This is a genomic window from Acinetobacter sp. WC-323 (assembly GCF_000314615.1).
GTDB lineage: Bacteria > Pseudomonadota > Gammaproteobacteria > Pseudomonadales > Moraxellaceae > Acinetobacter > Acinetobacter courvalinii.
Genome location: NZ_AMZS01000035.1, coordinates 275,136 through 287,310, shown reverse-complemented (window position 1 = coordinate 287,310; position 12,175 = coordinate 275,136). Strand labels below are relative to the sequence as shown.

The following is a 12,175-nucleotide window of genomic DNA, read 5'->3' as shown; positions in this document are numbered from 1 at the left end:
TACTCTCCTCAATTACCAACGCACTTCAAATTTCTTACGGAGCCAGATTGCAAGGCTATTTAAACTAATCATTAAGGCAAGCAACACGATAATTGCTGCCGCGGTACGTCCTTCAAAGAAGTTACGTAATTCATTACCTTGCCATAAATAAACCTGAACAGGCAATGCAGTGGCTTGATCAAGAGGTGTAGTCGGTACACTAGCAACGAAAGCACTCATCCCGATCAACAGCAATGGCGCAGTTTCGCCCAGTGCATGTGCCACACCAATGATTGAACCGGTCATGATGCCTGGCAAAGCCAATGGCAAGACATGATGGAAAACGGTTTGCACTTTGGATGCGCCCAAACCTAAAGCAGCCTGTCGAATCGAAGGTGGAACCGCTTTTAATGATGCACGCGTGGTAATAATCACGGTCGGCAAAGTCATCAGACTCAACACCAGACCACCGACAAGTGGTGCGGATAATGGCAGTTGCATCCAGCCGATAAAGATTGCAGCGCCCAGTAAACCGAATACGATCGAAGGAACCGCTGCCAAGTTATTGATGTTGACTTCAATAATATCGGTCATCATGTTCTTGGGTGCAAACTCTTCAAGATAGATCGCACTTGCCACACCAATTGGAATCGAGATGATGATTACAATCAGCATCATGAACAATGAACCCATGAAAGCACCCGCCAAGCCACTGGTCGCTGGCGAACTACGTGAGTCTGGGCTAACAAACAGGTTAGTATTAAAGGTACTGTCAATAATGCCTTCTGCTTTTAGCTTATCTGCAAGCTGACGTACTTCAGGTTCAAGCTGTTGCTGGTCATCTGGTAATGAGCGATCAATATTCCCCGTTAACCACACATCAATATTGGCATCTGCCAGGAATTTGATCTCTTGCTTGCTACCAATCAACGCCGGGTTGTTCATGACCATATCGCGTAAGCGGTAAGCTTCAGAACTGGTATACAAGCTGCTCAAATAATCACGCTGGCTTTCAAGTGCCTTATCTTTAGACACGATGCCATTCACGATTAGCGCATCCCAATCCACCATGCCCATTTCAGTTTGCCAAGCGACCATACGCTCTTCAAAATGTGCCGGTGTTTCTCCTGCCGTTGCTTTTGGCTTGGCACCCACATTGATAATGGCTGGATCAAAATAAACTGGAACGGTCAGGCTACTTTGCCAGAAAGAAGGCAAACCTTTGGCCAGAATACTGCCAAACAGCAAGGCAACAAAAGCCAGACCGATCACCACCGCAGAGAAACCTGCGAAACGGAATGTCTTTTCTTTACGATGGCGCTTTGCCAAAGAGCTTTGAATTCTTCTTTTGCGCTGTTCACGTTGTTCAGCAGCCACTTGTGGATCAAATACGTTCTGATCCAGAGGAGATGAGGTATTTGATGAACTCATTCGTATTGCTCACGATATTTACGCACGATGTACAGTGCAATAATGTTTAAACCCAAAGTGATCACAAACAAAGTTAAACCAAGGGCAAAGGCCACCAATGCTTGCGGGCTGGCGAAATCGGTATCACCAGTTAATTGCTTCACAATCGTCACGGTGATGGTTGAAACAGCTTCTAATGGGTTGGCATGCAGTAATGGGCTATTCCCTGCTGCAAGCACCACAATCATGGTTTCACCCACCGCACGCGATACTGCCAACAAGAATGCACCGGTAATCCCCGGTAAGGCAGCCGGTAGCACAACCTGACGAATGGTTTCCGACTTGGTTGCCCCTAAGCCTAAAGAACCATCACGTAATGAACGTGGCACCTGAGTAATGATGTCATCAGATAACGATGAAACGAATGGGATAATCATGATGCCCATTACGAAACCAGCAGTTAACGCACTGGTTGCATTGATATCAACGCCGATACTCTCACCGACCAGCTTGAAAAATGGACCAATGATCATCAGGGCAAATACACCATAAACAATGGTCGGAATACCCGCTAATACTTCAATAGTTGGCTTTGCCCAAGAACGTAATCGTGGAGAAGCATATTCAGCCAGATAAATCGCAATCAGCAAACCAATTGGCACCGCAACCAACAAGGCGATACCACTGACCATCAGGGTTCCCCAGATTAACGGCAAGATCCCGTAGCTCCCCTCTGCATTTCCTGAAGTGCTAAACCCCGGGTTCCATTCAGTACCAAAAAAGAAATCCACTGGACTGACAAACTGGAAGAAGTGTAACGCCTCTCTCAACATCGATAAGACGATACCAATCGTGGTTAAAATCGCAACGCCAGAACACAGAATCAACCCCACATTGATGGCTTTTTCAACCTGGTTACGAGCGCGGAATTGCTGGCTGACATGACGTTTGGCCCAGACTAATCCGGCTAAACCGGCACAGATCACGACCGCAAGTTTTGCGAAAGAACCAATGGTCTGGAATTTTGCCAGTTGTTGTGCTGCAGCAACTTCATATGCTGCTGGCTGGTCTGTGACTCCGAAACCCGATGCAATTGCCTGTACGCGACTACTCAGGACATCACGTCCTGCAGCGTCCAGATTGGCACTGACAGAGGCTGGAATATTATTGAAAATGATATGCTGTAAAACGCTGGGTTCAACCAAGTTCCAAATAATCAAAATTAAAAAAGCAGGAATACCACACCACAAAGCAACCAACGCGCCATAATATCCTGGACGTGAATGTAGTGCTGCTGAGTTATTTCCCTTACCTGCTAGGTTACGGCTTTTACTTAGCCCGATTTGATATGCAATTGCCACAAGGGCTAACAACACACCGATAAGTAGCAGATTCATGTAATCTCCACTGTTTTCTCAATTTTCATGATTTGAAAAAACTTCGCTAGACAAAAAGGCTGATGATCCTAAGTCTCACCAGCCTCCCTTTTCACAATATTACTTAACTGATTTACCCGCTTTAAAATCAGCCAGGATTTTTGCGCGCTCTTTATCGCTTAAAGGAATCAAGCCCGCTTTTTCTAACTTAGAACCTTTACCAGAAATTTTCTTGTTTAGGAAGAATTCTGTGAATTGTGGTAAGCCTTTGATTGATTTCAAGTGCTCGCCTTTCACGTAGAAGAACAATGGACGTGAAACCAGGTAGCTGCCATCTAATACCGTTTTCTCAGATGGAGTCACGCCGTTTACAGTCGCGACACGTAATTTATCACGGTTTGAATCATAGAAACCTAGGCCAAATACACCCACTGCATTTGGAGAGGTTTTCAGGCGCGCTAATGTTTCAGTATAGTCACCCGCAATTTCAATCACACGGCCATCTTTACGGAAAGTTGAACATGCTTTCTTTTGATCATCTTTGCTTAAAGCTTTGTAGTAATCAAATGCTTCACAACCTGCATCTACCATTTTTTCCTGGAACACTTCACGGGTACCGTGGTTAGATGCAGGAATCACCAAAGTAATCGGCTCATTTGGTAATGATTTATCGATTTGGTTCCAGGTTGTATATGGGTTTGGAACCAGTTTACCGTTTGAAGGAAGTTGTGCAGATAATGCAGTGAATACATGTACTGGCTTTAATTTATACGCCGCTTTTTTAACATTTGATGCAAATACGATGCCGTCATAACCCACTTTGATTTCTTGGACTTGGTTTACGCCAGATTTTTTACATGCAGCTAATTCTGAATCTTTAATTTGACGAGAAGCATTTGCGATGTCAATCGTGTTATCGCCAACACCTTGACAGAATTGTTTCAAACCACCACCTGTACCGCCTGAGCCAACAACAGGTGCTTTAAATTGAGGGAAGGTGTTGCCAAACTCTTCAGCAACAATACTTGCAAACGGTAATACAGTAGATGAACCAGCAATTTGAATCGTATCACGAGCTGCATTTGCAGTCGTTGCTACAGTTGCCCCAGATACAGCTAATGCAATTGCGATGTGACGTGGATTTAAGCGCATTCTGTTTTCTCTCATTTATGCAATTTGATTTACAACTCTTTTCAAGTTAAGTGTTGTACTTTGGTTAACTGCATTTTGAGCAGATAATATGACAATTAAGTGACAACTTTATGACGCTTTTGTGATGGTCATATTCCCCCTTAATTTTTTAGAAAATGATCGCTGATAAAATCTTAGCTTAGCTTTCAGATTTGTCATAAATCATACAGAATAAAAACATAACCACTTAATTTAATTAAATTTTATAGACAACTAAAAAAATTTAATTAACAAAAAACCTGTTGGGTGAAAACGCCAGTTTATATATGTTTTATGACAATTCAGTCTAAAAAGGTCAGCTGCAATGCCAAATCCTGTCACAATTACAACACAAATGATGATTGGTCAGCCGGTCTCCAACGTGTTTGAAGCCTTTATTGATCCGGAAATCACCTCAAAATTCTGGTTTAGCGCTTCCACGGGAAAACTCGAACAAGGCCATACCGTAAGCTGGACTTGGGAAAAATACCAAGTATCTACAAAAGTCACAGTGACAAACATCATTGCAAATGAACTGATCCAGATTCAATGGGGTGAACCTAGCACGACCGTGGACTTTAAATTTGAAGCACTCAATGAATCACAGACCTATCTCACTATCCACAACTACAATATTCCTTTAGAAGGCGAAGAACTGATTGCTTTTATTATTGATAGTACCGGTGGTTTCACCACTGTATTAGATGGTTTAAAAGCCTATTTAGAACATGGACTACAACTCCATCTGGTACAGGATAAGTTTCCGCCATTTTGATGGTGTTGCTAGCGCTGACAATAGCGCGCCGCTATTTTCCATCAGCCGTTTTCAAGTCTATGCCTAGCTATTGGAGATAGAACATGACTCATCTATGGCCGATCACCGTCCTTACATTCTGCTCAACAATCGCACAGTTCATCAGCGCACAAACGTCCGATTCAGAAAAATCGCGTCTTTGGAAAAAATCTGACTTTTGAATTGATGGCCTGATGATCTACCCAACTGCAAACAAAAAGGAGTTCATATTTGAACTCCTTTTCTCGACGCTTAAATCGACTCAGTTTTAAATATTTGGCTGAGCTTGTGTCGACAACACTTCTTTCTTCTTATACTTCAGCACATAGACCAATGCCAGTAGCGCTAGCCAGATTGGCACCAGCATCACGGCAAGCCGCATATCCGGGGTGAGGCTCATGATCAGTAAAATCGCAAAGATGAAACCAATGGTCAGGTAATTACTCCATGGCGTTAAGATACTTTTGAACTTGGTGATGTGCTGTTGCTGCTGCATGGCTTTTCTAAATTTAAGATGGGTCCAGGAAATCATTAACCAGTTCACCACCAACGCCGCCACCACCAGCATCATGAGAAACTGGAAGGCTTTGCCTGGCATCAGGTAATTCACCACCACACAAAGTGCCGTCACGGAAGCAGACACAATGGCTGCTGCCATTGGAATACCACGGCGATTGACCTTTTGCAGGATTTTAGGCGCATTGCCCTGCATTGCCAGACCATGCAGCATACGGCTATTACAATAAATACAGCTGTTATAGACTGAAATTGCTGCAATCAGTACCACAAAATTCAGCACATTGGCGACCCCATGACTATCTAAGGACTGGAAGATCAGTACAAAGGGACTACCTCCTTCCGCCAGTTGGTTCCATGGAAATAAACACAGCAATACCCCAATCGCACCGATATAAAAAATCAGGATCCGGTAGACGATCTGGTTTATCGCCTTAGGAATGGTTTTATCTGGATTTTTGGTCTCGGCCGCAGTAATCCCGATCAGCTCAAGACCACCGAAAGCAAACATGATCACGGCCATCGACATGATAAAGCCATGCATGCCATTCGGGAAAAATCCGCCGTATTGCCACAAATTGGCCACACTTGCTTGTGGGCCTGCACTGCCAGAGACCAGTAGATAGAATCCAAAACCGATCATGCTCAGGATGGCAATGATCTTGATGCAGGAAAATAAAAACTCGGATTCGCCAAAGAAGCGGACATTCACCAGGTTGATGCCGTTAATCAGGATAAAAAAGAATAAGGCCGTGATCCATGTGGGCAGTTCAGGCCACCAGAACTGTATAAAGGTACCGATTGCACTCAGTTCCGCCATACTCACCAGCACATACAGTACCCAGTAATTCCAGCCCGACATAAAGCCCGCCATCGGGCCCCAGTATTTATTGGCAAAATAACTAAAGGAACCACTGACTGGTTCCTCGACCACCATCTCACCGAGATGACGCATAATTAAAAAGGCAATCACGCCAGCCAGTGCGTAACCCAGCAGAACCGAAGGTCCTGCCAGTTTAATGGTTTGGGAGATACCCAGAAACAGGCCTGTGCCGACCGCACCGCCTAATGCAATCAGCTGTATATGCCGATTGGATAAACCCTGTTTTAAATCATGTTTATTGTCTACATCCATCACTTATCTCCAATGTGTGTGTCACATCCTGTACACCTTTATGCAGCGTTAAACTCGAAGCCAAAAGTCCGGCTTCGAATCTGGTTCGCTTTCTTATCAATTTATAAATTTGAAGATTGTTCCTGCCTGATCGCTGATCTAGAAAGAAATCACTTTTTGACAGGGCGTGGTCTGAGCACGCTGCTTGAGGATTTCATAGCCGCGATCACCATAGTCAAAGCGCGCAATCACCGAAGCAAATTTTTTCAGGCTCAGCGGTGCATCCATTGCAGGAAGTTTTAATTCGATAAAAGTCAGACCATCAAATTGCTCGATACTGTCCAGGGTCTGTTTAAGTTGACCTGCGGTTTCAACCACACAGCTCTTATATTGATGTTTGCCATTAAATACCCCAGGAATCTGGGTATAGTGCCAGTTTTGAATATCGTTATAAGCGGCATTTTCTCCCATGATCAAACGCTCGATGGTATAGCCGCCATTATTCAACAGGAAGATAATCGGCTTAAGGTCATGACGGATAATGGTGGAGAGTTCCTGTACCGTTAACTGGAATGAACCATCACCAATAAACAGGATTTGACGACGTTCTGGAGCCGCCAGCAAACTGCCCAGTAAGGCTGGCAAGGTATAACCGATCGAACCCCACAGTGGCTGGGCAATATATTTCGCCGTTGCCGGGAGTTTTAAACCTGCCAGTGCAGAATTGGAAGTCCCTACCTCGCCAATAATGACATCATCCTCTTTAAGAAAATTAGCCACTGCATTCCAGAGAATATCCTGACTCAGCTTTTGCTGTTCAGGGACATCAATTGCTGGTGAGGGTTGTTTTTCCAGCATCGGCTTGGAGAGTTTCCGTGGTGCAACTTTCTTATTCAGTTCAACCAGAAGCTGTCCAATCTCAATTCCCGGATAATCCTGACCAAAAATCGTCAAGGCATAGGGTTTGATTTCAATATAATGTTCAGTGGCGATCTGATGGGTAAACACACCCGTACCGACATCGGAAAAACGGACGCCGATTCCAATCAGGCAGTCGGATTGTTCAATGGTGTTGCGGACATGCGGCTGACTCGCGCCCCCCACATAGGTTCCCACATAACGGGGTGAACCTTCATCCATAATATTTTTTGCCGTGAGCATGCTGGCAAAAGGAATCGAACATTTTTGCGATAAATCATTCAGCAATGAAGTTACCCCAAATACGGATGCTTCGTTATCAATTAACAAGGCTGGATGTTGAGCAGCACCGATCACTTCACATAGTTTCGCCACAGCACTGTGTAGCAGCTCTGGCTCAACCGCTGGATAGGATAAATCCAATGGACGGTCTGTCACTTCAATTTTGACATGGGTAATATCTGAAGGGAGCTGGATATGCACTGGACGACGATCCAGAAAACACTGGCGTAACACACGGTCAATTTCAAATGCAGCATTGGCAGGCGTCAAACGGGTTTGTGCCACGGTGAACTCTTTCATACAGTTCATGATATTGTCATAATTGCCATCCACCAGTGTGTGATGCACCAAGGTGCCCTTCTGAACCACATGCAACGGTGGAATACCCGAGATATGCACCACAGGTACATTTTCTGCGTAAGCACCGGCAATGCCATTAATCGCACTTAAGTCACCCACACCATAAGTCGTCGTCAAGGCCGCAAAACCGTTGATCCGTGCATAGCCGTCTGCGGCATAGGCTGCATTTAATTCATTACAATTGCCGATAAATTCGAGTTGTGAGTCTGCTTCTACTTGTTCGAGATAAGACAGGTTAAAATCACCAGGTACACCAAAGAGATGCAGGATACCCATTTGTTTTAGACGAAGATTTAAAAAGTCACCGATTTCTATGAACATTGCGCTACCTCCTTTCAAGTCAATTTTTTATTCCATAGAAAAATAATATTTCATCTGTGTTTTAGATTTCGTGCATAATGGAAACGGATTTTAATAAAAATACAATATTTGTGTATCATAAAAGGATTTTATGCAATGGATAAGTTCGACTGGCAAATCATTCAGGCATTACAAAAGAATGGACGGCTCACCAATCAGGAAGTTGGCGATTTAATCGGTTTATCCGCATCTCAATGCTCAAGAAGACGCCAATTACTGGAGCAGAAAGGTGTGATTCTGGGTTATGCAGCACGCATCCACCAACAGGCTTTAGGTCTGGAAGTCACCGCGATGATTCACATTAACCTGCGTATCCATGAAGCCAAGTCGCAGCAAGCCTTTCAGGAGTTAATTGAAGCAGAAGACAATATTCAGGATGCCTTTTCAATTAGTGGCGATGCCGATTTTATTTTAAAAGTAGTGGCGGAAAATCTGGAACAACTGTCGCAGTTTGTGACTGAGCGGCTACTGTCTTATCATTTTATTGGCCATATCAAATCTTACATTGTATTAAAAAAGATCAAGGAACAGAATCATTTCATGAGCAAAGGCAAAAGCCCGAGTTACCACCCCGCGAGCTAAGCCGAGGAACAGTGAGGCTCAAAAAAGGCGGATATTGAATCCGCCTTCATCTTCTGAATAATTAGACTTTATTGATATGCAGCGTTTGCCCGATGCTATTTTCCAGTAATCCTTCCATACCAAATTCAGCACCAACACCCGACATTTTCCAGCCACCAAAAGGCGCATGCGGCACAATTTCCGCATGGGTATTGATCCAGACAGTACCGCATTCAAGTTGTGCTGCATAGAATTGTGCCGCTTTCAGATCAGTTGACCAGATCGAGCCACCCAAGCCGAACTCACAAGCATTGGCACGCGCGATGGCATCATCAATGCTGGTATATTTCAGAATCGGCAACACCGGGCCAAACTGTTCTTCCTGTACCACTCGGCATGTTTCATCCAGATCAGTTAAAATCGTCGGGGCAATAAAATAACCCTGCTCAGGTAAGCTCTGATCACCCGATAGAGCGTTGGCTCCCTGGGCAATGGCATCAGCAATCAAGGCTTTAACCTTCTGGTATTGCATCTGGTTCTGCACGGGCCCGAAAGTGGTCTCGGATGCCATGCCATCTCCTACAATCTGTGCATTGGCGATATCCGCAAGTTTTTGTGCTAAAGCATCATATTGACTTTCATGCACATACAGACGTTTTAAAGCAGCACAGGTTTGTCCAGCATTTAAAAATGCAACGTTGAAAATCCGTTGTGCAATCTGATCCAGATCCGAATCAGGTAACACAATCCCGGCATCATTACCGCCAAGCTCTAGTGTTAAATGTTTTAAGGTCTTTACCGCACCGGACATAATGTGTTGACCTGTTCTGGTTGAACCGGTAAATACCACCTTTTGTACGTCCGGATGCGTGGAGAGTGCTTCACCAATTTCGCCATCCCCAACCACGATCGAGATGACCCCTGCTGGCACTTCTTGCTGAATGATTTCACACAGCTTTAAAGTGGCTAAAGGCGTAAATTCAGAAGGCTTATTAATCACCACATTACCTGCACGCAAGGCAGGCATGATATGCCAGACGGCAATCATCAGCGGCCAGTTCCACGGCGTAATTGAAGCCACTACACCCAAGGGTTGATAATGACGCTCAATACGTTTCTGCTCGCTATCTTCCAGGACATCAACCGGTAAGTCCAGACTTGCCGTATAACGGGTCCAGCCAATCGCACCCTGCACTTCCATTTGCGCCAATGCCAATGGCTTGCCCTGTTCCAATACCACCAACTCAGCCAAAGTTTCAGCATGCTTTTCGATACCATCGGCAATTTTGTTAAGTATATTTTTACGTTCTTCATGCGGACAACGCTGCCAGCTTTTAAAGGCCTGCTTTGCTGCAGCAATGGCTTGATTCACCTGAGCAACAGAAGCTTTGGCACAACGTGCTGCCACTGAACCTGTCGCAGGATTAATAATCTCAAGTTCACCTTGTTCGCCTAAACAAGATTGACCGTCAATAATAAGTTTAAATTCGTTTTGCATATTCACTTGTTGCATTTCTTTTCCTGATCTTAACTGTCTTTTCCGCTTTATTGTCCGCGTCTATGATTGGAATATAAGTCAAGTAAACGCGATCCTGAATGACATTAATGCATCACAGACACTGAGGGTCTATCAATACAATATGGAATTTGCCATCCACACTTCATGCATAATTATTTCTGATTTGGATTCAAGATGCATATTTTGTGCATAAACGTTGCAAAACCAACACAAGAACTTAATAAAGAAATTTTTGGACAATAAAAAAGGCACCCGAGGTGCCTTTTTTATGGAACGATCGATTAATCGATGGCCGGAACATAAGTGCCCGCAGCAATTGCATCCTTAATACGATCAGCTTCTGCAAGCACCAGTGCAAGCAAGTTCTGAACGTTTTCAAGTGTTGCAACCGGACTTAAAGTGGTCATTTTCAATGATTGAACATTGCCAACTTTAGTCACACCAATATTCGCTTCGCCACGTGCAAACAGTTCATCTGCAACGTTCTGGTTCAAGCTATCGATGAATTCAGCAGGATAAGCATCTGGTACCACACGGAACAGAACTGATGCGAATTGCGGTTCAACCAGCAATTCCAGACCTGCTGTTGCTTTAATATAATCTGCAACTTCACGTGTTAATTTCACACCATGATCAATCATCGAACCATAAAGCTCTTCGCCTAATGCTTCAACGGTCATCCATAATTTCAATGCATCAAAACGACGGGTCGTTTGCAATGATTTAGATACCAGGTTAGGTACACCATGTTCTTCATCATAAGCAGAGTTTAAATATTCTGCTTCATAATGCATAAAGCGATAGTTGGCTTCGTCTTTCAACAAGAAAGCGCCACAGCTAATGCTTTGGAAATAGTGCTTATGGAAATCAAGCGTGATTGAGTCTGATAATTCAATACCATCCAGCATTGCACGATGGTCATTTGAAAGAATCAGTGCACCACCCCAAGCTGCATCAATATGCATCCATGAACCATATTTCGTGGTAATTTCACGGATTTTCTTGAGTGGATCAATCGCACCAGCATCTGTGGTACCCGCAGTCGCAACCACACATGCAACGATTTTGCCTTCAGACTGAAGATGCGCCATGGTTTTTTCCAGTGCATCGACATCCATTTGGGCATTTTCATTCACAGGTACAGTCACAACCGACTGGAAGCCCATGCCCATCATTGCCATGTTCTTTTGCACAGAGAAATGCGCATTTTCAGAACAGATGACTTTGACGTTTTTCATTGCATCTGCAGGGATCCCATCACGCTGAACTGACCATGGCTTGCCATTTTCGTCTTTCCAGTTTTTCGAGATACACCAGTCACGTGCCAGCAATACACCCATCAGGTTAGATTGCGTACCACCCGAAGTGAACACACCCGCCTGACCTGCACCATAACCGACTTTTTGACGAAGCCAGTCAATCAACTGCACTTCCATCAAAGAACCCGCTGGGCTTTGGTCCCATGAGTCCATCGACTGGTTGGTTGCATTGATCAATACTTCCGCAATCTGGCTCATCACCATGGTTGGGCAGTGTAAATGTGCCAGTGAATGTGGATGATGGACTTTCAAGCTTTTATTGAGGAAAAGCTCAACCATACGTTGTAATGACTGCTGTACACCCAAACCTTGTTTTGAAGGCGCAAAAGAGATTGCTGCGCGCAAATCCTTGATGCTGCCACCTGTGTACATTTTGTCATTTTGCAACCATGCTGAAACGGCATTTACCGCCTCGCCCATTGCTGACTGATAGTCAGCAATAGATTGAGCATCATTGCAGAGTAACGCCTTACGATGTTCTGCAAAATCAACCATGAA

At 44.3% G+C, this 12,175-nt stretch carries 9 protein-coding genes; 2 read left to right on the top strand and 7 right to left on the bottom strand.

The features are described from left to right. Window positions 1–12 precede the first annotated feature (12 nt). The 3 genes from pstA to ACINWC323_RS11355 all read right to left on the bottom strand — a co-directional run bounded on the left by pstA (window position 13) and on the right by ACINWC323_RS11355 (window position 3,917). Window positions 13–1,410: a phosphate ABC transporter permease PstA gene (gene pstA / locus ACINWC323_RS11345; RefSeq protein ID WP_009511397.1), complete on the bottom strand. Its 1,398-nt coding sequence runs from the start codon at window positions 1,408–1,410 to the stop codon at window positions 13–15. Next, window positions 1,407–2,786, bottom strand: coding sequence for a phosphate ABC transporter permease subunit PstC (gene pstC / locus ACINWC323_RS11350; protein ID WP_009511463.1), 1,380 nt, complete (start codon window positions 2,784–2,786; stop codon window positions 1,407–1,409). Before pstC ends, pstA begins: the two co-directional genes overlap by 4 nt. A 99-nt stretch (window positions 2,787–2,885) precedes the next feature. Then, window positions 2,886–3,917, bottom strand: coding sequence for a substrate-binding domain-containing protein (locus ACINWC323_RS11355; protein WP_009511265.1), 1,032 nt, complete (start codon window positions 3,915–3,917; stop codon window positions 2,886–2,888). A gap of 343 nt (window positions 3,918–4,260) precedes the next feature. Between ACINWC323_RS11355 and ACINWC323_RS11360 the strand changes: the two genes are divergently transcribed. Beyond that, window positions 4,261–4,710 (top strand): SRPBCC family protein, encoded by a 450-nt coding sequence (locus ACINWC323_RS11360; RefSeq protein WP_009510701.1) that lies wholly within the window; start codon window positions 4,261–4,263, stop codon window positions 4,708–4,710. A 286-nt stretch (window positions 4,711–4,996) separates the two neighbouring features. Here ACINWC323_RS11360 and ACINWC323_RS11365 read toward each other — a convergent pair whose 3' ends face one another. Further along, window positions 4,997–6,379, bottom strand: coding sequence for an amino acid permease (locus ACINWC323_RS11365; protein ID WP_005231736.1), 1,383 nt, complete (start codon window positions 6,377–6,379; stop codon window positions 4,997–4,999). A 138-nt stretch (window positions 6,380–6,517) separates the two neighbouring features. Beyond that, window positions 6,518–8,239, bottom strand: coding sequence for an alpha-keto acid decarboxylase family protein (locus tag ACINWC323_RS11370; protein WP_009511244.1), 1,722 nt, complete (start codon window positions 8,237–8,239; stop codon window positions 6,518–6,520). 135 nt (window positions 8,240–8,374) lie between these two features. On the opposite strand from ACINWC323_RS11370, the gene ACINWC323_RS11375 reads away from it, so the two are divergent. Next, entirely contained in the window at window positions 8,375–8,860 is a 486-nt protein-coding gene (locus ACINWC323_RS11375) for an Lrp/AsnC family transcriptional regulator (RefSeq protein WP_009511442.1), read from the top strand. A 61-nt stretch (window positions 8,861–8,921) separates the two neighbouring features. On the opposite strand, the gene ACINWC323_RS11380 is transcribed toward ACINWC323_RS11375, so the two are convergent. Further along, on the bottom strand, window positions 8,922–10,352 hold the full coding sequence (locus tag ACINWC323_RS11380; protein WP_009510859.1) for an aldehyde dehydrogenase family protein: 1,431 nt from the start codon (window positions 10,350–10,352) through the stop codon (window positions 8,922–8,924). Window positions 10,353–10,639: 287 nt separating this feature from the next. After that, the gene (locus ACINWC323_RS11385; protein WP_009511031.1) at window positions 10,640–12,172 is read right to left on the bottom strand and encodes a pyridoxal phosphate-dependent decarboxylase family protein; all 1,533 of its coding nucleotides are present in this window, start codon (window positions 12,170–12,172) and stop codon (window positions 10,640–10,642) included. Window positions 12,173–12,175: the final 3 nt, after the last annotated feature.

What these genes read in the sequence shown, in the direction of transcription:
- pstA (WP_009511397.1), bottom strand. Translation starts at nt 1,410, where the DNA reads ATGAGTTCATCAAATACCTCATCTCCTCTGGATCAGAACGTATTTGAT.
- pstC (WP_009511463.1), bottom strand. Translation starts at nt 2,786, where the DNA reads ATGAATCTGCTACTTATCGGTGTGTTGTTAGCCCTTGTGGCAATTGCA.
- ACINWC323_RS11355 (WP_009511265.1), bottom strand. Translation starts at nt 3,917, where the DNA reads ATGCGCTTAAATCCACGTCACATCGCAATTGCATTAGCTGTATCTGGG.
- ACINWC323_RS11360 (WP_009510701.1), top strand. Translation starts at nt 4,261, where the DNA reads ATGCCAAATCCTGTCACAATTACAACACAAATGATGATTGGTCAGCCG.
- ACINWC323_RS11365 (WP_005231736.1), bottom strand. Translation starts at nt 6,379, where the DNA reads ATGGATGTAGACAATAAACATGATTTAAAACAGGGTTTATCCAATCGG.
- ACINWC323_RS11370 (WP_009511244.1), bottom strand. Translation starts at nt 8,239, where the DNA reads ATGTTCATAGAAATCGGTGACTTTTTAAATCTTCGTCTAAAACAAATG.
- ACINWC323_RS11375 (WP_009511442.1), top strand. Translation starts at nt 8,375, where the DNA reads ATGGATAAGTTCGACTGGCAAATCATTCAGGCATTACAAAAGAATGGA.
- ACINWC323_RS11380 (WP_009510859.1), bottom strand. Translation starts at nt 10,352, where the DNA reads ATGCAACAAGTGAATATGCAAAACGAATTTAAACTTATTATTGACGGT.
- ACINWC323_RS11385 (WP_009511031.1), bottom strand. Translation starts at nt 12,172, where the DNA reads ATGGTTGATTTTGCAGAACATCGTAAGGCGTTACTCTGCAATGATGCT.